The sequence below is a fragment of the Affinibrenneria salicis genome (assembly GCF_008710095.1).
Map to the genome: position 1 here is coordinate 171449 of NZ_VYKJ01000005.1, position 22411 is coordinate 193859.

22 protein-coding genes are annotated in these 22411 nt (G+C 60.2%); 11 read left to right on the forward strand and 11 right to left on the reverse strand.

Going from position 1 to position 22411, the window contains the following annotated elements:
* Positions 1 to 28 precede the first annotated feature (28 nt).
* From FJU30_RS11920 to FJU30_RS11930, 3 genes are all read left to right on the forward strand, one after another.
* Positions 29 to 805 carry an SDR family oxidoreductase gene (locus tag FJU30_RS11920; protein WP_150435187.1) on the forward strand — a complete coding sequence of 259 codons (777 nt, stop codon included), beginning with the start codon at positions 29 to 31 and terminating at the stop codon, positions 803 to 805.
* Positions 806 to 867: 62 nt separating this feature from the next.
* Complete coding sequence (locus FJU30_RS11925; RefSeq protein WP_150435188.1) at positions 868 to 1725, forward strand: co-chaperone YbbN; 858 nt, start codon at positions 868 to 870, stop codon at positions 1723 to 1725.
* Positions 1726 to 2008: 283 nt separating this feature from the next.
* Positions 2009 to 2323: a hypothetical protein gene (locus tag FJU30_RS11930; RefSeq protein WP_150435189.1), complete on the forward strand. Its 315-nt coding sequence runs from the start codon at positions 2009 to 2011 to the stop codon at positions 2321 to 2323.
* A gap of 51 nt (positions 2324 to 2374) precedes the next feature.
* Here the strand turns inward: FJU30_RS11930 and FJU30_RS11935 are convergent, their stop codons facing one another.
* Positions 2375 to 3577 carry a nicotinamide mononucleotide deamidase-related protein YfaY gene (locus FJU30_RS11935; RefSeq protein ID WP_150435190.1) on the reverse strand — a complete coding sequence of 401 codons (1203 nt, stop codon included), beginning with the start codon at positions 3575 to 3577 and terminating at the stop codon, positions 2375 to 2377.
* A 603-nt stretch (positions 3578 to 4180) separates the two neighbouring features.
* A complete protein-coding gene (locus tag FJU30_RS11940) occupies positions 4181 to 4723 on the reverse strand; it encodes a YfaZ family outer membrane protein (RefSeq protein ID WP_150435191.1) in 543 nt (180 codons plus the stop codon).
* A 506-nt stretch (positions 4724 to 5229) separates the two neighbouring features.
* Between FJU30_RS11940 and FJU30_RS11945 the strand changes: the two genes are divergently transcribed.
* Positions 5230 to 6669, forward strand: a complete 1440-nt coding sequence (locus FJU30_RS11945; RefSeq protein ID WP_191091591.1) for a catalase — start codon at positions 5230 to 5232, stop codon at positions 6667 to 6669.
* Positions 6670 to 6742: 73 nt separating this feature from the next.
* On the opposite strand, the gene FJU30_RS27185 is transcribed toward FJU30_RS11945, so the two are convergent.
* The 6 genes from FJU30_RS27185 to FJU30_RS11975 all read right to left on the reverse strand — a co-directional run bounded on the left by FJU30_RS27185 (position 6743) and on the right by FJU30_RS11975 (position 12519).
* Complete coding sequence (locus FJU30_RS27185; RefSeq protein ID WP_223881571.1) at positions 6743 to 6991, reverse strand: ribbon-helix-helix domain-containing protein; 249 nt, start codon at positions 6989 to 6991, stop codon at positions 6743 to 6745.
* A gap of 489 nt (positions 6992 to 7480) precedes the next feature.
* A complete protein-coding gene (locus tag FJU30_RS11955; protein ID WP_150435194.1) occupies positions 7481 to 8455 on the reverse strand; it encodes an HpcH/HpaI aldolase/citrate lyase family protein in 975 nt (324 codons plus the stop codon).
* On the reverse strand, positions 8455 to 9534 hold the full coding sequence (locus tag FJU30_RS11960; RefSeq protein ID WP_150435339.1) for a cysteine protease StiP family protein: 1080 nt from the start codon (positions 9532 to 9534) through the stop codon (positions 8455 to 8457). Before FJU30_RS11960 ends, FJU30_RS11955 begins: the two co-directional genes overlap by 1 nt.
* Positions 9535 to 9536: 2 nt before the next feature.
* Entirely contained in the window at positions 9537 to 10310 is a 774-nt protein-coding gene (locus FJU30_RS11965; RefSeq protein WP_150435195.1) for an HAD family hydrolase, read from the reverse strand.
* Positions 10303 to 11442, reverse strand: a complete 1140-nt coding sequence (locus FJU30_RS11970) for a phosphoribosyltransferase domain-containing protein (protein ID WP_150435196.1) — start codon at positions 11440 to 11442, stop codon at positions 10303 to 10305. The genes FJU30_RS11965 and FJU30_RS11970 overlap by 8 nt, the downstream gene beginning before the upstream one ends.
* A gap of 12 nt (positions 11443 to 11454) precedes the next feature.
* Positions 11455 to 12519: an ATP-grasp domain-containing protein gene (locus FJU30_RS11975; protein WP_150435197.1), complete on the reverse strand. Its 1065-nt coding sequence runs from the start codon at positions 12517 to 12519 to the stop codon at positions 11455 to 11457.
* Between the two features lie 687 nt (positions 12520 to 13206).
* On the opposite strand from FJU30_RS11975, the gene FJU30_RS11980 reads away from it, so the two are divergent.
* From FJU30_RS11980 to FJU30_RS12010, 7 genes are all read left to right on the forward strand, one after another.
* Positions 13207 to 13791 carry a TerD family protein gene (locus FJU30_RS11980; protein WP_150435198.1) on the forward strand — a complete coding sequence of 195 codons (585 nt, stop codon included), beginning with the start codon at positions 13207 to 13209 and terminating at the stop codon, positions 13789 to 13791.
* A gap of 2 nt (positions 13792 to 13793) precedes the next feature.
* Positions 13794 to 14966 (forward strand): TerD family protein, encoded by a 1173-nt coding sequence (locus FJU30_RS11985; RefSeq protein ID WP_150435199.1) that lies wholly within the window; start codon positions 13794 to 13796, stop codon positions 14964 to 14966.
* Positions 14967 to 15006: 40 nt separating this feature from the next.
* Positions 15007 to 15462: a tellurite resistance TerB family protein gene (locus tag FJU30_RS11990; protein WP_150435340.1), complete on the forward strand. Its 456-nt coding sequence runs from the start codon at positions 15007 to 15009 to the stop codon at positions 15460 to 15462.
* 15 nt (positions 15463 to 15477) lie between these two features.
* Positions 15478 to 16515, forward strand: a complete 1038-nt coding sequence (locus FJU30_RS11995) for a TerC/Alx family metal homeostasis membrane protein (RefSeq protein WP_150435200.1) — start codon at positions 15478 to 15480, stop codon at positions 16513 to 16515.
* A 52-nt stretch (positions 16516 to 16567) separates the two neighbouring features.
* Positions 16568 to 17146, forward strand: a complete 579-nt coding sequence (locus tag FJU30_RS12000) for a TerD family protein (RefSeq protein WP_150435201.1) — start codon at positions 16568 to 16570, stop codon at positions 17144 to 17146.
* A 94-nt stretch (positions 17147 to 17240) separates the two neighbouring features.
* Entirely contained in the window at positions 17241 to 17816 is a 576-nt protein-coding gene (locus FJU30_RS12005; protein ID WP_150435202.1) for a TerD family protein, read from the forward strand.
* Positions 17817 to 17949: 133 nt separating this feature from the next.
* Entirely contained in the window at positions 17950 to 19194 is a 1245-nt protein-coding gene (locus FJU30_RS12010) for a vWA domain-containing protein (protein WP_150435203.1), read from the forward strand.
* Positions 19195 to 19211: 17 nt separating this feature from the next.
* On the opposite strand, the gene menE is transcribed toward FJU30_RS12010, so the two are convergent.
* From menE to menB, 3 genes are read right to left on the reverse strand one after another with little or no spacing between them, the layout of a single operon-like run.
* A complete protein-coding gene (menE, locus tag FJU30_RS12015; protein ID WP_150435204.1) occupies positions 19212 to 20597 on the reverse strand; it encodes an o-succinylbenzoate--CoA ligase in 1386 nt (461 codons plus the stop codon).
* Positions 20585 to 21553 carry an o-succinylbenzoate synthase gene (gene menC, locus FJU30_RS12020; protein ID WP_150435205.1) on the reverse strand — a complete coding sequence of 323 codons (969 nt, stop codon included), beginning with the start codon at positions 21551 to 21553 and terminating at the stop codon, positions 20585 to 20587. Before menC ends, menE begins: the two co-directional genes overlap by 13 nt.
* Positions 21553 to 22410 (reverse strand): 1,4-dihydroxy-2-naphthoyl-CoA synthase, encoded by an 858-nt coding sequence (gene menB, locus FJU30_RS12025; RefSeq protein ID WP_150435206.1) that lies wholly within the window; start codon positions 22408 to 22410, stop codon positions 21553 to 21555. Before menB ends, menC begins: the two co-directional genes overlap by 1 nt.
* Position 22411 lies beyond the last annotated feature (1 nt).

The following is a 22411-nucleotide window of genomic DNA, read 5'->3' on the forward strand; positions in this document are numbered from 1 at the left end:
AAAGCGGGCTTTTTTATTAGGTAAAGTTATGCAAAAAGCAGTTCTCATTACCGGCTGTTCCAGCGGCATCGGCCTGATCGCCGCCCAGGATCTGCATCAGCGCGGATTCCGGGTGCTGGCCGCCTGTCGACGACCGCAGGACGTCGCGCGCATGGCGCAACAGGGTCTGGAAGGCATCCTCCTCGATCTGGATGACGATCGCAGCGTGGAACAGGCGGCCGCGCAAATTATCGAACTGACCGGCAACCGACTGTACGGCCTGTTCAACAATGCCGGCTTCGGCCTGTACGGCCCGCTGCAGACCATCACCCGCCGGCAGATGGAGCAACAGTTCTCCAGTAACCTGTTCGGCACCCATCAGCTTACCCGGCTGCTGCTGCCCGCTATGCTGCCGCACGGCGAAGGCCGCATTATTCAGACCAGTTCGGTGATGGGGCTGGTCGCCACCCCGGGCCGCGGCGCCTACGCGGCCAGCAAGTTCGCGCTGGAAGCCTGGTCGGACGCGCTGCGCATGGAGCTGCACGGCAGCGGCCTGCACGTCAGTCTGATCGAGCCCGGGCCCATCAGCACCCGCTTCACTGATAACGTTAACCAGTCCGAGGCGGCGCATCCGGTCACCAATCCGGGCATCGCCCGTCGCTTTACCCTGCCGCCGGAGGCTATTTTGCCCAAACTCCGCCACGCGCTGGAAAGTTCACGCCCGCGCTTACGCTATCCGGTGACGCTGGTGGCGCACAGTTTATCCATCCTGCGGCGACTGCTGCCAGGCCGCTGCCTTGATGTTATTTTGCGTACCCGCTCCTGAAACCGGCTTGAAGTGAGGCATTTCGCCCCCACTTATAGCCAAAACGGATGAGAGAATATGTCATGCCACTACAAGCAAACAGTATAGATATCAACGAAACAAACCTGCAGCAGGTGCTGGAACAGTCGATGACGCTGCCGGTTCTGTTCTATTTCTGGTCTGAGCGCAGCCCGCACTGCCAGCAGTTGACGCCGCTGCTGGACAAACTATCCCAGGAGTACGCCGGACAGTTTATTCTGGCTAAAGTCGACTGCGACGCCGAACAACAGGTAGCCGCGCAGTTCGGTCTGCGCGCTATTCCCACCGTTTATCTGTTTAAAGACGGTCAGCCGCTGGATGGTTTCCAGGGACCGCAGCCGGAAGAGGCTATTCGCGAACTGCTGCAGCGGGTATTGCCCAAAGAGGAAGATCTGAAACTGGCGCAGGCGGAGCAGTTGATTAGCGAAGAGAAGCTGACCGAGGCGCTGGTGCCGCTGCGCGAGGCCTGGCAGTTGAGTCAACAGCGCAGCGACATCGGCCTGCTGCTGGCCGAAGTGCTGATCGAACTTAACCGCAGCGACGACGCGGAAACCGTCCTGACCACCATTCCGCTGCAGGATCGCGATACCCGCTATCAGGGGCTGGTGGCGCAGATTGAACTGCTGAGGAAAGCGGCCGATACGCCGGAAATCCAGCAGCTGCAGCAACAGGTCGGGCAAAATCCGGACAATGCCGAACTGGCGGTGCAGCTGGCGCTGCAGCTACATCAGGTCGGACGCAACGAAGAAGCGCTGGAGCTGTTGCTGGGCAAACTGAAAAAAGACCTGGCCGCCGCCGACGGCAACGCGCGCAAGACGATGCTGGAGATTCTGGCCGCGCTCGGCACCGGCGATGCGCTGGCCTCGCGCTACCGTCGTCAGCTCTACTCCCTGCTGTATTAATATCTCTCCGTCAGCGCGGAATGGCCGATAATGAAGCGCTATCCGGCCATCCCGCGCTGACGGCGATTATCGCCTCCGGGCCGGCGCCGGTTCGCCCTTCGCGCACCGGCGATATTTCGCTTTGCCGCCGACCGGCGTCGCTTCAGCGACCTCGCCCTTGTCGCCGCCGCCATATTGTCGCGTCGTCAACCGCGTCCCCCCCCCCGGCTACCGCTTATTCTGGCTTGCCCGCTATCGTAAAATGAGTATATATTCATAAAAAACGCATAGATATGGGGAACAAATGATAGTAAGAACCTGGCACGGCTGCGTACCGTTAGAACATGCGCAGGGATTCGCCCGCCACCTGCAGCGCACCGGCGTTGAACATGCGCGCGGGATCCCGGGAAACCGGGCAGCCCTCGTGCGGCAAGAATTACAGGGGGAGTACGCGCACTTCTTTCTGGCGACTTACTGGCAGGATCTGCAATCGGTCAGGCAATTCGCCGGCGAGGATTATCACATTGCGGTCACCTATCCGGATGACGAAAAATTTGCGCTTATCTCCGACCCTTACGTTTTTCAGCACGAAGTCAGCGTTATTCCGTCCGCACTGTAAACGATGCGCAGGCCGCATCGACTGGGCGGCCTGCGGGCGGGCGCGGCGCGCTTAGCGCGCGTCGTCCAGCGTCTCCAGCGCGCAAATCCAGTCGTGCCCGCCATGGGCGGACCAGCCATTCAGCCAGCGGCGCAGCATATTCATCGCCAGCATGGCCGCCACCTCCTGCTGCGTTTTCAACTCATAGCGCCGCAGATCAAAACGCAGACGCTGAGCGAAAGTTCCGTGCGGCGTATGCAGCGCCAGACCCAACGCATCGTCAACGCATGGGCCGACCACCAGCGCCAGATCGCTGCCCTGGCGTTGCGCCAGCGCCTGACCGCGCTGCGCCAGCGAGGAGAGCGCCTCCGGCTGAAGCGCCGGCAGCTCGCCGCCGGCCAGCGGCGCGCCGGCATTCCGTAACTGCCAGTTCAGCAGCCCGGCGCTGAACGCTTCGCTGACGGACAGCGTTAGCGAACGCGCCCGCAGACTTTGCGCCAGCTGCGCCGGCAGTCCGTCGGTGCCTTCGAAAATCGTGTTTTCTCCGGCCACTTCGCGCACCTGCCGCCACAGATCTTCCATCGCCGCACGCTGTTGCGCCGGGCCGGTCAGTTTAAGCTCAATGATCGGCATGGCCGAACGGTAGCCCATCACCACGCCCGGCGGCAAAGGCAGCGGATCGAGCCGACTGGCCAACTCGCTTTCGGAACGACCAAACACAGTAAGACGCAGACAGACGGGCGGCGCGCTCAGCGTATAGCGATCGCGCAGACGCGGCACAATCTGCTGCGCCACCATCACCCGGAACTCGGACGGTACGCCGGGAGTAAAAAACATCAGGCACTTGTTCAGACGCAGAGCAAAGCCGCAGGCGGTGCCGACCGGGTTATCGATCATTTCCGCGCCGGCGGGGATACAGGCCTGCTTCCGATTGCTGGCGTCCATCTCCCGACCCCGTTCGCGAAACCAGTTTTCCATACGTTCCAGCCACTCGCGATGCTCGAACAGCGTGTCGCCCGCGGCGGTGGCCGCCGCCAGCGCGCTCAGATCGTCGCTGGTCGGACCCAGCCCGCCGTTAACAATCAGAACATCGGCAATCTGGCTGCGCTGAGTCAGCGCGCTGACCAGAGCGTCAAGATCGTCGCCGGTCGTCATTCTGCTGGATAACGGCAGTCCCTGATGGAAAAAGTAATCCGCCAGCCATGCCGCATTGGTATCCACAATCTGCCCGTGCAGAACCTCATCTCCGGTACTCAACATCTCAACCCTAAGCATTACCACTCCTGTTTACTGTTTTTTCTATACTCTAAATAATTCGAGCCGCAGGACAAAACGCGACCGTTTTAAACAACGCCGCGCGCTGGCCATTTATGGGCGAGGCGCATAAAGTCGTCTCGTAACGCGGCAAGCGAGGGGCAAATTCGTCGGCAACAAACTTATCAGCCAACGGCGGGCCTGCGGTGAGCGACAGGATGTCTCTCATTAACCCCGATAAGCTTACACTGGTATGCGATTCGGGCGATAAATCCGTCAGAGCGGATTTGAATGCCGGCGGCGGCCCAGCGGGGGGAAGGACCAGCAACGGGGCGAATAATTGAGCGCGGCCAACGTACCGACGAGCTGAAGTATGACGAGTATATTCACTCCAGAAAGCCCGGCGCGACAACACCATCACTCTGTGCCGCAAACAACGTTTTTTATCGCGATTTCGCCCTTCGGAGCGGTGTCGGCCAACGACACCGATGCGCAATAATGCCCGATGAGACGCCGTCGGCGCGGCACAAGGCGGGAATTGCCGACGGATGCAGAAAGAGGCGGCCGGCAGCAAAGAACGGCGGCGGACGCTCGTCGCGCCCGCACAACCGCCCGCAAACGCGCTTAAAAGCTTAGCGCGACGCCGGCATAGGCGGAATCCGCCACCCGGTTGTCTCCGCGACCGTCCTGACCGGCCAGATTGATATAGCGATAGCCGACGTCGACGGTCAGCGGCGGCAGCGCATGCCAGCGCACCCCGGCTTTGCCTTCCACATAGTGGTCAACGTGGCTGGAAAAGGCTTCCGGCGCATAATAGCCTTCGCCATAGACCGAAAACAGGCGATTGATCGGCCATTCCAGCCCGCCGCCCAGCGCCACGGCGCTGCCGTCCTTACCTTTATCCTGGTTCAGATACAGCGCCTTGCCGCCAACGGTCAACGACAGCGGACCGACAGGCAGCCGGTAATGCAGCCCCAGTCCGTAAATATCGTTGCTGTTATCGCCGTGCGTCCAGCCGGCGCTGGCGCCCAACCCCGGAATACCCAGCCCCATGCCGGCCCCGACATGGGTGTAGTCACGCCCCGCTTCGCCGGAAAGGCTAATCGCCTGAGTGGAAAAGGCCGCCAGCAGCAGAGCGGCGGCGCTGGCGCACAGGATTTTTTTCATTTTACGACCCTCACGATAATATTGCCGAATATCCCGCACGATGTTACCTGAAAGTCGCCGCGCTAACATGCGACAAATCCCATCTTCACACAAAGATACGCGGCGACGAAAGCCTGCTGATGCCTGCGGCCATCAATAATAAGCACGGCATATTGGCGACAATGCCCTGCAACGACTATTAGTATTATACCCCTATGGTTTTCAGGGAATGGCGCGCTTCGCAGCCTGCTTAACCTTGCGCCCAGGGAAAAAGCCGCGAACAGGCGACCTGAAAGCGGGAAAGGGGTAAGCGAAACATCATCTTATCGCAAAGGGCTTTCAGCATGCCGGCGAGCGGCCGGCGGACGTGCCGCCGTCGCGTCGAAAACCGGATGACCGAAGTAACAAGCCGCTGCCCGAAGCAGGTTTGAACGTCGCCGTCGGCGATTGCGCAGCGCCGGACAATAGCGTGACGCCAGCGCGCCGGTACTGGCACAACGAAAGGTCTACACTGGAAGGAATACATGATGAGCAAACAAAAACTGACGACAGCAGCCGGCGCCCCGGTTGTTGATAATAATAATGTGGTCACCGCTGGTCCACGCGGTCCGATGCTGCTGCAGGACGTGTGGTTTCTGGAAAAACTGGCCCATTTTGATCGCGAGGTGATCCCGGAACGCCGGATGCACGCCAAAGGCTCCGGCGCGCACGGCACCTTTACCGTCACGCACGACATCACCCGCTATACCCGGGCGAAAATTTTCGCCGAAGTGGGCAAGCAAACGCCGATGCTGGTCCGCTTTTCCACCGTGGCCGGCGAACGCGGCGCGGCCGACGCCGAACGCGATATTCGCGGCTTCGCCATGAAATACTATACCGAAGAGGGCAACTGGGATCTGGTCGGCAACAATACGCCGGTATTCTACCTGCGCGACCCGCTGAAATTTCCCGACCTGAACCACGTGGTCAAACGCGATCCGCATACCAACCTGCGCAACCCGGTCTACAAATGGGACTTTTTCTCCAGTCTGCCGGAAGCGCTGCATCAGCTAACCATCGACTTCAGCGACCGCGGCCTGCCCAAATCCTATCGCCATATTCACGGCTTCGGCAGCCACACCTACAGCTTTATCAACGCAGACAATCAACGTTTTTGGGTGAAATTCCACTTCCGCTGCCAGCAGGGGATCGAGAATCTGATGGATGACGAAGCGGAAACGCTGATCGGCAAGGATCGGGAAAGCTCGCAGCGCGATCTGTACGACGCCATCGAACGCGGCGACTTCCCGCGCTGGAATCTGCAGATACAGGTTATGTCCGAGGCCGAAGCTTCACAGGTGCCCTATAATCCGTTCGATTTAACCAAAGTCTGGCCGCACGGCGACTACCCGCTGATCGATGTCGGCTATTTCGAACTGAACCGCAACCCGGCCAACTACTTCGCAGAAGTGGAACAGGCTGCGTTCAACCCCGCCAACGTGGTGCCCGGCATCAGCTTCTCGCCGGACAAAATGTTGCAGGGCCGTCTGTTCTCCTATGGCGATGCCGAACGCTATCGTCTGGGCGTCAACCACCACCAGATCCCGGTCAATGCGCCCAAATGCCCGTTCCATAGCTATCATCGCGACGGCGCCATGCGGGTGGACGGCAACAGCGGCAACGGCGCCACCTATGAACCAAATAGCTTCGGCGTATTCCAGCAGCAGCCGGATTTCAGCGAACCGCCGTTGACGCTGGAAGGCGCCGCCGATCACTGGAACCACCGCGAAGACGATGATTACTACAGCCAGCCGCGCGCCCTGTTTCATTTGCTGAGCGAAGAGGAGCACCAGCGCATGTTCCAACGCATCGCCGGCGAACTGTCGCAGGTGCCTGAATATATTCAGCAGCGCCAGATCGAACTGTTTAACAAAGTCGATCCCGCCTACGGCGCCGGCGTCGTCAGCGCGCTGAACGCCCTGCGCTAATCCCCCCCTGCTCCGGCCCCCTGCCGGAAACGCGCGCCTTCCTCTTGCGGGCGGCGCGCCGCCCGCCCTGGCGTTACTTGATCACCGGCGTGGCGCCGTGCTCGCTAACCAGAACATCAATAAAATGCTCCACCAGCAGTTCAATGGTATCGCTGCGGTTGAGCGTCATTTTCAGCGCCGCCCGGTCGATTTTTCTGATGGTCTTAACCGGCAACGACAGCGATACCGCCTTTTTCTTCGCTTTGCTCAGGCTAACCGATTTCTCGCGCTGCGCCGCCAGCAACGCATCATGCCGCGCCAGCGCCGCATTTATCTGCGTCAATATTTTCCTGCTCAGCGTGCCGGGCGAGGTGAGCTGATAGGAGTGGCTGCTTTTGCTGTACTTTATCTCGGCGGAAAATTGACGCCTCAGATCGCGCAGGGAGCGACTAAGGGTCGGCTCCGAACACCGGAGCTCAGTCAGCAAATCGGCGGCTTTCACCGGATTGCCGCTGCCGAGGAGTTGCGCTAAGGAATGATTCCGATACTGTCTGGCGTTAAGTAACATATCTGAAAATTACCGATAAAATACGCCGGGAAGGGCGTAATGATTCAAAAAATTCAGCTGCGGGAGCAATGCGCCGCGCAGAGAAAATAGCGTGATGCCTCGCTGGGCGTCGTTCTTCCCATCGGTATAAGTACCGCCATCCTTGTGCGGGCCTGAATGCTATCAGGCGTTATGTGCTACCCTGCCGTCCGCCGCGTTCGCACGGGCGGACGGCTATGGTAATGCAACAGACAGTCATCTGACCAGTCCCGCGCCGGGCCCGGCTTAACCCTGCTGTTGTCTTTTGGTGCCGGCGTCCATACCGGGTAAAACCGGCGCAATGCCGTAATGAATGGCGCGCGCCAGAATGCTGATGGCCCAGCGCTTATGCGTGGCGGGTTCGCACATCGCGCCCTGGTTTTTAAACACCGCCTGATTAGAGTTAAGGATTTTCAGCGCGTCTTCGTGATCGGACTGACTGACCATCAGCGCCTGGTGAATTTTTTCAATCTGGCCGGGATGGATCGCCGTTTTGCCCACCAGCCCATGGGACAGATCCAGCTGCAGCTCTTTATCCAGCAACTGGTGATCGTCAATATGTTCGCAAACCGGCGCGGTCAGGGCGAAATTTTTCGCGCCGAAGACGGCGACCAGCATCTTGATAACGTACCCCATCGGACTGTCGTACAGCGTGAATTGGCGCGAACGCCGCAGTGAAATCACGTTCATCAGGTCATTGCCGCCGATACGCAGCGCGAGAATTCTGGCACGGCACGGATGAGACTCCAGCGCCGCCGCCAGCGCCTGCATTTGATGAACGTCAAAGACCTCTTCCGTCTCCAGCGTCGGCATCCAGTACAGGGGCGTCTCGGCCAGTATTGTCCACCAGCCTGCCAGACTGGCCTGGGTAAACTTAGGCAGTACAAAACCGTCTACCACGCTCAAATCGAAATGTCGTACCAGCTGTCGCCCCATTTGCTTATGGCGCGGGCGAATAAAAATCAGCGGCCAGAGCGCCGGTTCGTTTTCCACGTTCATCGGCTGCGGCTGCTGTTTAGCCCGCGTCAGCTCCGCCAGCACCACGCGCAGATTGGCCAGCGCGTCGTCCACATCCTGATCGGCCACCGCGTCTTCCAGACAGATCACCAGCGAACGCAGGCCGGGGATCTTGTTGGCCAGGATGGTGGCGGCAATATCGCGTCGGGTCGCCGGCATATACAGGGTGGCGCCGAGAGCATGAGGAGACAGAGGTATTTTCATCAGATCACCTTTTTGATAATCGTTACAGCGCGATACTGGCCGAGCAGTTCACCCACCTCGGTGATCTCAATCTTTTTTTGCTGCGCCAGATAAACCAGCAGGGCGACATCGGGATCGCGCCGCGAACGTACCAGAATATGGTCGGGAACCCGCCGCAAAACCGCGCGCGTGGCTTCCGCGATGCCGGGCTTAATTCGATTGAGATTGGTGATGCCGTAGCGTTCCGCCAGCGTGCGCACCAGGCGCTGGCTCTGCGCCAGCAGCGCGATTTTCTCTCCGCTGTCCCACTGGCTGGCCGCCACCGACGACGTGCCGAGACGCTCGCGCCAGCCGGCGACCGTCTCGGCCAGCTGCCGACTGCATTCGAAACGAGCCAGGTGATCGCAGCGCACGCAACCGTGCAGACCGTGCGCCTGCCAGATAGAACGGGAAATCAGTCCTGAAACCGGCGCGCCCATAATGCCAAAAGGGATAAGCCAGTCGTCGTCGGTGGCGGCCAGCCACGAACAGCCGCACGGATCCGCCAGCACCACCAGCCGCGGCTGGTCCGGATAGCCGGGACGGCCGGCCAGCGAACGGGTGAGCTGCTGCGTGATGGCGCCCTTGCCGGTCCAGCCATCGACGAACACCAGCCCCTCAGTGCCGTGCCGTTGCTCAATATAAGTCAGCGCCGCTTCATCGATGCCGCGATCGCGAATGATGCTGATGCCATAGTGCCATGAGGTTTTGCCCATCGCGCGCAGCGTCTGCTGCAGCATCACGCCCAGCGGCACGCCGGCGCGCACCAGACTGGCCAGCACGATCGGCGTATCGCCGAAACGCGCCGCCAGCGCCTTCGCCAGCGCGATGACTTCGCGCGCCAGCCGCTCCGCTCCCTGCTCCAGCGCCTTCGCGTACAGTTCCAGATGATAAGCCGTGGGTTCCGGCTCCTGGCTCAGCATGTCGGAATAATGTCTGGCGCCCGACTGGATCAGTTGCTCTTTCACGTCAACCGGCGTCATTTCCATCTCCACCGGCTTTAGCAGAAACTGCACGTCCCCGGGACGATATGAGCCAGAAAAGTCTGGCAGAGTGAGCATCATTATTGGCCCTCAAATAGCGTCGTTCGCACGCGTTCGGCAAACTGACTTTGTTTCGGCATGCCAAACCAGCTGCATAGCCGTAAGAAACGGTAGTCGCTCAGGCTATCTCCCAGGCCGATCAACGGAAACACGCCGCGCTCCGCGCGTAATTTTTCCAGCAGCCAGGCGGCGGCCAGCCCTTTTTCCACACAGTCGGGCAGCCACGCGATATTGTTGCCGTTGCGGTGAATATAGAACCCTTCGCGCCCGAACTGCGCTTCCATTTCATCGCCGATCGCATTGAGTTCATGCAGTCGGGTGCTGTCGCAGTGCTTCATCACCAGGTAAACCGGCGTGTCGTCATATTCGTAGTTAATCCGCGCCCAACCGTCGATGCCGCGTTCGGCCATCAGCTCGGTGACGCGCGCCTGCAGCGCCAGCAAACGCCGTCGGTAAGGCGCCAGCTCGCTTTGCATCTTCAGCCGCCATGCCTCGTCCGGCTGACGCTGCGGGTTCAGAATCACCGCGCCGTGCGTGGCGATCGCCCAGGAGCTGAACGGGATCTTAACGCGGGAAAGCTCCTCCGTGCCGCGCGCGGTCACCGGGATCAGTTCGGCGTGCTCCAGCAGCCACTCCACCAGCATCGCCTGCTCCTGATTCATAAAACTGCGCGGCGTCAGCGAGCGATCCAGCGCGCCGACCTGGAAGGGCGTCTGCGCCAGCTCATCGACCATTTTGCGTCGGGTCTGGAACAGCGTATCGTCCAGGTCGACCATGAATACCGGTTTAGTCATACTCGATTACCTCGACTACGTCGGCGACCCGACGCAGCTGGCTCAGCAGTTCGGCATCGATCGCTCCGGCGGGCGTTTCAGTACACACCAGAACCCGGTCGAACTGCTGATGCGCGACGTTATATAAAAAGTTAGGGATAGCCAGACCGTAGTTGTCGGTAAAGGCCATAACGGACGCTATCGCATGCCCGAGCGCGATCGGCGAACGCGTCGTCGAACCATAGCGCACCACCGCGCCCTGCCGTTCCAGACGTTCGGCCAGCAGAAAGGGCTGCCAGACAAACTCGCTGGTGCCCAGCACCAACACGCGCTCGCCGGGCGCGGCCGCAATGTGGCTGCCCAGCAGACATTCGCTGCGGGTGACGCCAAGCCGCCCCCAGTTCTGCCGACCGACGATCGCCACCCGACCGCGGGCGGTGACGTTGACCGCCGGCATCACCGGCACCGGCGCATCGGGCGTCGGCTGCCAGTGCCAGCGTCCGTACGCCAGCGACACGCTGTCGACCGGCAGCGAAGTGCGTTCGGTGAGCGAATTATCGCTCCAGTCGGTCAGCGTTACCGTGACCAGCCGCTCCAGACGGCTCAGGCCGGCGTCGGTCAACGCCGTCAGCAAATTGGCGAAGGTGTTGCCGGTGGTGGCCTCATCATCGATCAGCACCAGCGTTTTGGCCTGCGCCGCACGCTGCCGCAGCGCGGGTTCCGTCGGCCAGTAGAGCAGGTGATCGGTGGCGTGGCTATGATTTTCCTTAAATTCGCACAGCAGATCGCCATCGACCGGATGGCGGGTCGAGGTCAGCAGCAGCGGCGCATCCAGCCGCTTGCTGGCTTCCTGATGCACGCCGGCCGCCAGACCGACCGCCGTTTCCGCCATGCCGACGAACAAGACCGGCTGCGGCAAATCGGCAGGCAAACGGTCGGCCAGTTGAATATAGGCCGCGCGCATAACCGCGGGCGCTATCGGAATATGACGCCCCAGCACCTTGCTGACAAATAAAAATGAGCGTTTCGGATTGCGCCGTTCGGCCACATCAAACAGCACATCCAGGTTGGCTTCGCCGCCGCTGGGCGTAACGGTCAGGGTGCCGGTGGACAAGACTTTCTGATAAACGGGCAACGCGGTACTGTTTTCCATAACGGTCCTTAATTAAGGCTGAAGCAGAGTGGAAAGCGCCGGGTGATATTCGATGACATCGCTGATGGCGCGCACCACCGCAGGCTGAAATTGACCGGCGGCCTGCGCGCGCGCCTGTTCGGCATCGAACAACCCCAGCTCCAGCATGGCGAACAGCCCCGGCAGATTAATGCCGCTGTACTGCGTATAGCCTATGCCGCCCGACGGACGCATGTTGATCTCCAGCAAGAGCGGCTCTCCCGGCGCGTTATCGCGCGTTTGCACATTGACCAGACCGTCCGCCTGCATCACTTCCGCGCAACGGCGAGCCAATTCGACCGCCTGATTATGCTGTTCCATATACTGCAGAGCGCCTTCCTTACGCCGCCCGACGGCGGCAATCACCCGGCCGCGCTCAACCAGCATATCGACCGACCGTTCCGGGCCAGGCAGCCAGGGCATTAACACCAGCGGCGCGAAGGATTCGGCCTGCGACAGGCTGTTAAGATAGATATCCGGCCGTACCCGGCGCGCATTCGGATCGGAGAAACAGGCCAGCGGACCAGCCTGCGGATCCAGACGCCAGAAACCCATGCCGTAAATCCCGGTGACCGGTTTAATGCACAGCGGCCGATCCCGTCCGAAAGGCGCGTCATCGATCGCCTGGCGCAGCGCCGCCACCGAGTCGATTTGCAGCGACGGCACCACATCCAGCCCGTGCTGTTGCATCAATGCAGCGAATTTCACTTTGTCATCGGCCAGCGCCAGGCTATCCGGGCTGACGGCGCCGGTGGTCAGGGAAACCCCCAGCGCCTCAATCGCCGCGCGCTGTTGTTCAAACCAGCCGCAGTTGCGCCCGGTCTGAATCGCCGTTACGCCATGCCGTTCAACCACCCTACGGATAAAACTCAGACGCTCATCATCCAGCCCGGGTTCAATATAAGCGTAATCGGCGACGGACAGGATCTCATTGCGCGGATTGCGGTGCGACGCCACAACGGTCAGCGGCAGCTGCCGCTCGGCCTTCAGCCGCTGCACCAGCAAAATAATATCGCGCTGAGAAGAAACGCCTTCCATGAACCAGATAGTCGATCTCATTATACTTTTGCCTTATTTCTGCAATATCGCCAGCGCGCCGCGACGGGTAAGCGCCAGGGAACGGCGGCGGCTAAGTGCCCGTTCCCCACCTAATACCAACAGCGCAAAAACAAGCTAACCATTTGAACATAGTGAACTTTCAGCCACGAGGCATTTTATCTTCATCTTTGTCGCCGGCCCTGTTTTTCAGAGAAATCCTGGTGTTTCTCTCCCGCTGAATCTGTTTGATTCTAAAGCGCCCCCCATAACAAGTAAATCATAATTTGATTGATTATCTTGCGCCAGCCAAAGATTATGCTAAGCTCCAGTTCATGTCCACAGACATGCAGAATTTTGTTTTAACGGCGGCGCCATTTTTTTCTGATTGTCCGCTGCTCGTGCTATCCACGACGGACAGGACAGCGCAGCAGGCCGCGCCAGCCGCGGGCTTTAGCACTCAAAGCGGTAATTCCCCCCCTCATTGTCGGCATGCGTTTTTCGCCACCTGAGGGAAAACTCTGTCGCAATCTTGTCATATTATGATTTAGTTTTTGTGTTATGGACGCAGCATGCTAAGATGAAATCCGCTAAAAAAACGATCGCCGGGAAGTCCAATTAATAGATTGTTTTTTCTTATTTATTTTTGGTGAGAAGTGTTTACCTGTAAGTACAACTACCCTTAACGCTAAGGATGATAAAGAGGTAATTATGGTTTCTTTAAGTAAAAATCAGACGGTATCACTGACCAAGCAAAGTCAATCCCCGCTGTCCAAAGTGTCGTTCGGACTGGGCTGGGATCCGATTAAAAAGAAAGGATTTCTCGGCGGCCTGTTCGGCGGCGGCAGCAGCGAGATCGATCTGGACGCCAGTTGCGTGCTGATGGATGCCGCAGGCAAACGTCTGGATACCGTCTGGTTTCGCCAGCTTTCCTCGCGCTGCGGCTCCGTGCAGCACAGCGGCGACAACCTGACCGGTGAAGGCGCTGGCGATGACGAAGTGATCGACGTCGACCTGACAAAATTACCCGCCAATGTCGAATTTCTGGCATTCACCGTTAACAGTTTCCGCGGCCAAACCTTCGACGATGTCGAAAACGCCTTTTGCCGCGTGGTCGATCAGCAAGGCAAGGAGCTGGCGCGCTTCCAGTTGGAAGAACAAGGCAGCCACACCGGCATCCTGATCGCCGCCCTGCGCCGCAACAGCGGCCAATGGGACTTTACCGCGCATGGTCTGGCCTGTCGTGGCCGCACCATCGACGATATGGAAGCTCAAATCACAGCCGCATTGGTGTAACGATGGATCTGACGCAAGGGGGAAATGCCCCCGTACCTAACCAAACGCTGACCGTGCGCGTGCTGTCCGGCGCCGCGGTGGATGTTTCCGCCTTCCGCCTGTTCGCCAACGGCAAGGTGCAGGGCGACGCCGATATGGTGTTCTACGGTCAGCCGCAGAACGACGACCGCTCGCTGATCCTGTCCGGCGGCGAAACCAACACGGCCTTTGCCGTCAACGTGCCGGCGCTGCGCGCCGACGTAGAAAAAGTAGCGTTCACCGTCACCTGCGACAACGGCCAGATCGTGTCTCAGCTGCGCAGCCTGACCATTCAGGTCGAGCAGAACGGTAACGTACTGCTGCGCGGCCCGGTCGAGCTAAACGGCCGCAGCGAGGCGGCGCTGATTCTCGGTGAACTGTATCGGCGCAACGGCGAGTGGAAATTCCGCTTTGTCGCCCAGGGCTTCAACGGCGGACTGAAACCGCTGGCGCAGCACTTCGGCGTCAACGTGGCCGATGATCCGGCGCCTGCCCCGACGCCGACACCGACGCCGGCCCCTGCGCCACAGCCTGAACCGGTGAATAAAGTCAGCCTGAGCAAGGTTTCGCTGACCAAAGAGAAACCCTCGGTCAGCCTGGCCAAGCAGGATAACTTTGGCGAGATCCGCATCAACCTTAACTGGCACCGCGGCACCGTCAAAAAGGGCTTTATGCAGGGCCTGCTCGGCGGCGGCAACGGCGTCGACCTCGATCTGGGCGCCTTCGTGCAAACTCAGGACGGCCGGCGCGATGTGGTGCAGGCGCTGGGCGATTGTTTCGGCAGCTATAACAGCGCGCCTTACGTCCAGCTGCAGGGCGACGACCGCACCGGCGACGTCAGCGAAGGCGAATGGCTGCACATCAACGGCCGCGAGTGGAAGAACATCAAAGAGGTCCTGATTTACGCGTTTATCTATAAAGGCGTGCCTAACTGGGACAGCACCGATGGCGTGGTTACCGTACATATTCCGGGACAGCCGCCGATTGAAACGCGGCTTACGGAAGGCCAGTCCGGCAAGGGCATGAGCGCTATTGCCCGGCTGGTAAACGAAAACGGCACCATTAAGGTTGAACGTATCAACCGTTACTTCAACGGCCATAAAGCGATGGATGACGCCCTCGGCTGGGGGTTTCGCTGGACGGCTGGCAGCAAGTGACCCGGCAACCAACAGGTATCACCGCAAGGAGAAACACAGCATGTCATTTTTCAACAAAGTAAAAAAAGCGCTCGACGCGGGTCGGGCCGAGCTGACCACTCAGGTTGGCCGCTTTAAAAACCGCAAATTCATGGAAGGCACCGTGGCGGTCTGCGCCTATATCGCAATGGCCAGCGACGGCGCGGGCGCGACGGAAAAGCAAAAAATGATGAATTTCATCAAGGGCTCTTCGGAATTAAGCGTTTTTGATTCCAGCGAGGTCATCGCCTTCTTCAACAAGCTGGTGTCGAGCTTCGAGTTTGACCAGGACATCGGCAAAGGCGAAGCGATGAAATACATTATCGCGCTGAAAGATCAGCCGGAAGCCGCTCAGCTGGCGTTAAGAGTCGGCATCGCGGTCGCGAAAAGCGATGGCGATTTCGATGCCAGCGAGCAGGCCGCCGCTCGTGAAATCTGTACCGCAGTTGGATTTTCTCCGGCTGACTATCAACTTTAAGAGTTCAGGAATACCATGGAAACAACCCACATTGGCTTCCCGCTGGAAACCGTTGCCGTATTCATCCTGCTGTCGGTCGGTGCTATTTTCATCGACCTGTTCATGCATCGCGATGATAAACCGATTCCGCTGAAAAGCGCCGCGCTGTGGTCTCTGTTCTGGATCGCCGTCGCCCTCGCCTTTGCCGGCTTCCTCTATGTGCATCACAGCGCGGAAGTGGCCAGCCTGTTCGTCACCGGCTACGTGCTGGAAAAGGTGCTGTCGGTCGATAACCTGTTCGTCATTATGGCTATCTTCTCCTGGTTCTCCGTGCCGGATGGATACCGTCACCGCGTCCTGTACTGGGGCATCATCGGCGCGATTGTGTTCCGTGGTATTTTTGTCGCCATCGGCACCGGCCTGTTGATGCTGGGGCCGTGGGTCGAAATGCTGTTTGCGGTGATCGTGGCCTGGACCGCCGTCATGATGCTGAAAAGCGGCGATGACGACGACGAGATCGAGGACTATTCACAGCACCTTGCTTATCGCATGGTCAAACGCTTCTTCCCGATTTGGCCGAAGCTGCGCGGTCATGCCTTTATGCTGACGCAAAAAGAGGTCGACGGCGAACTGGCGAAGCCGGAAAACAGCGACGTCACCGTGGGTCGGGTAGGCAAAGCGGCCTTCTACGCCACGCCGTTAATGCTGTGTCTGGCGGTGGTCGAGCTGTCCGACGTGATGTTCGCCTTTGACTCGGTGCCGGCGGTAATCGCCGTGAGTCGCGAACCTCTGATCGTCTACAGCGCCATGATGTTCGCCATCCTCGGCCTGAGAACGCTGTATTTCGTGCTTGAAGCGCTGAAGCAATATTTGGTGCATCTGGAAAAATCGGTCATTGTGCTGCTGTTCTTTATCGCGGCCAAGCTGGCGTTGAACTCGTCCGCCCATATTTTCCACCATAACTACACCATTTCGGCGACCACCAGCCTGATCGTGGTATTGGTTGTGCTGGCGATTGGCGTGATAGCAAGCATACTGTTCCCCGGCAAAAAACAGGAAAGCGGTTCGGCATAACGCGCCGAATCTGATATTTAATCAGTTTTATTCTGGCAATGAGGAAAGAAAAATGAGTGTATCTCTGTCCAAAGGCGGCAACGTATCCCTGACGAAAACCGCCCCTACGATGAAGAACGTCCTGGTTGGCCTTGGCTGGGATGCCCGTTCAACTGACGGCCAGCCGTTTGACCTGGACGCCTCGGCATTTCTGCTGAACGCCACGGGTAAAGTGCGCGGCGATGCTGATTTTATTTTCTACAACAATCTCAAATCCGCCGACGGTTCCGTAACCCATACCGGCGATAACCTGACCGGCGAAGGCGACGGCGATGATGAGGCGCTGAAAATCAAGCTGGATCTGATCCCGGCCGACGTCGACAAGATTGTCTTCGTGGTGACGATCCATGACGCGACGGCCCGTCGCCAGAACTTCGGTATGGTTTCCGGCGCCTTTATTCGCCTGGTCAACGACGACAGCCAGATCGAAGTCGCGCGTTATGATCTGACGGAAGACGCCTCCACCGAAACCGCCATGCTGTTTGGCGAACTGTATCGCCATAACACCGAGTGGAAGTTCCGTGCGGTAGGCCAGGGCTATGCGGGCGGACTCGCCTCCGTTTGCGCCCAGTACGGTATCAACGCGTCCTGATTACGGGCGCCCGGAGATTGAGCTTTACTTACCAGCGGCGGCAGGAAAATCTGCCGCCTGATTCCGCCCAATCGGGTTATTAAGGAGCACTAGAATGGCTGTATCCCTCGTTAAAGGTGGTAATGTTTCCCTGACTAAAGAAGCCCCGTCGATGAACATCGCAATCGTCGGGCTCGGCTGGGATATGCGCGTCACTGACGGCTCGGCATTTGACCTGGACGCATCGGTCTTTATGGTTGGAGAAGACGGTAAAGTCTTGTCCGACGCCAACTTTATTTTCTTCAATAACAAAGTCAGCCCGTGCGGCTCCGTTGAGCACCAGGGCGACAACCGCACCGGTGAAGGCGACGGCGATGACGAACAGGTCAAAATCGATCTGGGCAAAGTGCCGGCCGAAGTTAAAAAGCTGGTGTTCGCCGTCACGATCCACGAGGCCGATAACCGTAAACAAAACTTCGGCATGGTCAGCAATAGCTTCATGCGCGTAGTCAATAACGACAACGGTCAGGAAATCGCCCGTTTCGACCTGTCTGAAGACGCATCGACCGAAACCGCGATGATCTTCGGCGAACTGTACCGCAACGGCAGCGAATGGAAATTCAAGGCCGTGGGTCAGGGTTTTGCCGGCGGCCTGGCCGCGCTGGCCGCTCAGCACGGCGTTAACGTGTAACTTAACGCGCTGCGCGCATTCAACAGGCTCCTCCGGCTGCGCCGGCGGGGCCTTTTTTACGGACACGGAGAGTCAAATGCGTGTCGGACGCACGCCGTCGCTCTCCTTATGGTCATCGTTAATTGGGAGCATTATGAATCTTATTGGCGGTCAAAATATCCCCGTGGCGGCTCATCAGTTGCAGATCAGCATCCGCTATGGCAAGAAAGCCGCATTTGCGGCCGACGTTGACGTTTCGGCCTTTCTGCTGACCCGCGAGGAAAAAGTGCGCGGCGACAGCGACTTTATCTTCTATAACCAACCCCGCTCGCCCGACCAGAGCTTACGGTTACAACCCGGACCCGACGGCGGCGAGTTCAGCCTCGATCTGACGCGGCTTGATGCGGAGATCGAAAAAATCGCCTTTACGTTGACCATCGACGGCGCGGCCACGCTGGACGGGCTGACGGAGCTGACGCTGCAGGTCAGGGATCTCGCCAGCTTTCAGGTGCCGTTAAGCGGACGCAGCGAAAAAGCGCTGATCCTGGCGCAGCTCTATCGCTACAGGGACGGCTGGAAACTGCGCGCGCTCGGGCAGGGTTTTAATGGCGGACTGGCGCCGCTGGCCACCGCTTTCGGCGTCGACGTCTCGGCGGATAGCGCGCCCCCCGCCCCGACGCCCACGGTAAGTCTGGAGAAAAAGCTGGCGCAGAAAGCGCCGTACCTGGTCAGCCTCAGCAAACCCATCACCGTCAGTCTGACCAAACACAAACTGCAACAGACCCGCGCCCGGGTCGCTTTTGTGCTGGACGCATCAGGTTCGATGAACCGCCAGTTCAAACGCGGCAACGTGCAGGCGGTTCTCGAACGCATTGCCGCGCTGGCGGTACAGTTCGATGATGATGGCGCGATGGACGTCTGGGGATTCGGCGAACGTCACAAAAAATATCCTGACGTGACGCTCGACAATCTGCCGGGCTATATCGCGTCGATTCAGGCGGCGGGAAAACGAGCGATGCTGGAGCTGCTGCCCGGCCTCGGCGGCATCAACAACGAACCGCCGGTGATGCAGGCGGTGATTGACGAGTTTAAAGACAGCAAAGACCCCGTCTTTGTGGTCTTCATAACCGACGGCGGCATCAGTAAAACGCACGCGATCAAGAAAGCGATTAGTGAATCGGCCCACTACCCCATCTTCTGGAAATTCGTCGGTCTCGGCGGCTCACGCTACGGTATTCTGGAGCAGCTGGATGACTTTCAGGAACGGCTGGTCGATAACACGCACTTTTTCGCCATCGATGATTTCTCGTCGGTAGCGGATGAAGAACTTTACGATCGGCTGCTGAGCGAGTTTGGCGACTGGCTCAGAGCCGCGCGCGAAAAAGGCATTATCTGCTGATATCTGCCGGCGCCGTTTCAGCGCCCGGTCGTCCGCTGACGCTGCACCCAGTCATAAACCTGACGGCGCGAGATTTTGACGGCGCCGTTTTTTAGCGCTGGCGGTAAACGATACCAGGCTACCGGCCGTTGAAAAACCGCCAGCCGCGGCGCCAGCCACGCGTCGATCTGTTCGACGTTCAGCGCCACGGACATATCCAGCACCGCCGCGGGGCGCTGGCCGAACTCGACGTCCGGCACCGGCACCACGCAGGCCCAGGCCACGTCTGGGTGCGTCAACAGCACCGCTTCGATATCCTCCGGCTGTACGCCTTCCCCGCCGCTGAAAAACTGATTATCCAGCCGGCCGAGAATACGCCATTCGCCCTGTTCGAAACAGCCGCGATCGCGGGTATGAAACCAGCCCTGCTCGTCGGTTAACGGCCACAGCCGGCCGTCGCGCCAGTAACCCGCCGCCATACTGTCGGCGCGCAGCAGGATTTCGTCCTGCGCCAGACGCAGCTCGCAGCGCAACAGCGGCAGGCCGACGCCGGGCCGTTCATCCGCCCGTTTAGCGCACACGGTGGAAGCCAATTCGGTCAGGCCGTAGCCGCACCAGCAGCGGATGCCGCGCGCCTCCGCCTGCCGCGTCAATTCAACGGGAATGTGCGCGCCGCCCAGCAGCGCCGCGCGCAGCGTCAGCGACTCCGGCGGCTGATTCAGCAAACGCCAGAGCTGAGTCGGCACCAGCGAGGCATGCGTGCAGCCGCGCAGCGCCGCCGCCAGTTCCTGACGTTCGCGCACCACCAGCGTCGCCCCTGCCGCCAGCCAGCGCCAGACAATGCCCTGACCGGAAACATGAAACAGCGGCAGCGACAGCAACCAGCGATCGCCGGCGGCGAAATTCATCAGTTGCACTACGCCGCGCGCGCTGGCCTGATGGGCGGCATAGCTGTGCGCAGCGGCCTTCGGCGGCCCGCCCGAACCGGAGGTCAGCGTCAGGGTCGCCAGCCGGTCGGCCCGCCATAACGGCCCGCCATCGCGCTCCCCGTCGCCGTCATCCAGCCGCAGCGTGGTTATTCCCGCCGGCCAGCCGCGCGGCGCCAGACACAGACCGCAGTCGATATCCAGCGACGGCAGCAGCGCGTCCGTCAACGACGCGGGCAGTTGCGGGTTGAGCGGCAACAAACGGGCGCCGCACTGCAACAGGGCCAGATAGCTAAACAACATCGCGCCGCTGTTTTTTCCGCGCAGCGCCACGCCGCGGCCCGGCGTCACGCCCTGGCGACGAAACCCGGCCGCCAGCCGATCGATGCGTTCGCACAAGCGATGCCAGCTGCAGGCGCCGCTCTCATCGTCCAGCGCCGTCTGATCCGGGCGCTGCGCCGCCCAGGCGCGCCAGGGCCAGTCGCTCAGGAGCGCCATACCGTCTCCAGCTGTTCGACCGTTTGCAGCGGCAGCGCGCTGTCAGGCCAGCGGCGCAGCACCTGCGCCCGCATTAGATCCAGGGTATCCAGACCGGGTACGGCGTGCGGCGTCAGCCAGTGTGCGATGCGCGCCAGCTGACTCAGGCCGAGGCTGGACTCAATGCTGGAGCTGATCACCGCTTCCAGCCCGGCCTGATGCGCCTGCTCAATCAATTGCCGACAGCGCGTGAGACTGCCGATCAACGTCGGCTTGATCACAATGGCGCGGACGCCCGGCTCGGCGCGCACGCGGAAATCCGCCTCGCGCACGCTTTCATCCCAGGCGATGGCGATACCGCTGTGCTGCGCAAACGCCAGCGATTCGGCGCGCGTTTTACAGGGCTCTTCCAGAAAATCGATGCGCGGTCGCAATGCCGGATTGACGTAACGGGCAAAGCTATCGGCCTTCGGCCGCGTCCAGCTGCGATTGGCGTCCAGCCGCAGGCGCAGATCGGGCAGCGCTTCCAGCAGCAGATTGACGATCATGCCGTCGCGCACCGCCTCATACAGCCCCACCTTCACTTTGGCCACTTTATCGTCCAGCGCCTGCAGGCGGGCGAACAACTCGTCGGGATCGCCGCTGCACAGCGGCGCCTTGCGGTAGTCGGCCGTCTCGGGCAAACGCTGCGTCAGTTCGGCCAGCGCGCAGCTCAGGCCGAACGCCACCGACGGCAGCGCGTCATCCGGCGGCTCTCCGCCGGCCAGCCAGTCGCGCAGACGCCGCTGCGCGGCCTGCTGCGCCTCGTCCAGCGTCTCGCGGCTAAACGCCGGCAGCGGCGCGATCTCACCCCAGCCGACGCGTTCATCCTCGCACAGGCGCACCAGCAGCCCCTCGCGGCGCTGCAGACGCTGGTCGCGCAGCACCACGCCGGCATCCATCGGCACGCTATAGCGATAGAGCGTCGCGCCGCGCATTATGGGTTCCGCCGAAACTTGCTGAAGTCAGGCTGACGCTTTTCATTAAAGGCGTTGCGTCCTTCCTGCCCTTCATCGGTCATATAGAACAGCATGGTGGCGTTGCCGGCCAGCTCCTGCAGACCGGCCTGTCCGTCGCAGTCGGCATTCAGCGCCGCCTTCAGGCAGCGCAGCGCCATCGGGCTGTTCTGCAGCATTTCGCGGCACCAGCGCACGGTCTCTTTCTCCAGCTGCGCCAGCGGCACTACGGTATTGACCAGCCCCATGTCCAGCGCCTGCGCGGCGTCATACTGACGGCACAGGAACCAGATCTCGCGCGCCTTCTTCTGGCCGACGATGCGGGCCATGTAGGAAGCGCCCCAGCCGCCGTCGAACGACCCGACTCGCGGCCCGGTCTGGCCGAAGATGGCATTATCGGCGGCGATGGTCAGATCGCACATCATGTGCAACACGTGGCCGCCGCCGATGGAATAGCCCGCCACCATCGCCACGACCGGCTTCGGACAGGTGCGGATCTGGCGCTGAAAATCCAGCACGTTGAGATGATGCACGCCGCTTTCGTCCTGGTAGCCGCCGTAATCGCCGCGTACCTTTTGATCGCCGCCGGAACAGAAGGCCTTATCGCCGGCGCCGGTCAGAATAACCACGCCGACGCCGTCATCGTGGCGAGCGTTGTCCAGCGCCTGAATCATCTCTTTCACGGTTTGCGGCCGGAACGCATTGCGCACCTGCGGCCGGTTGAGGGTGATTTTCGCTATGCCATCCGTGGATTTGTGATAGAGGATATCGACGAAATCACCGCTGCAATCGTGCCATTCCACCGGGGCGTAAAGCCATTCTTCACTCGGATAAAGCATA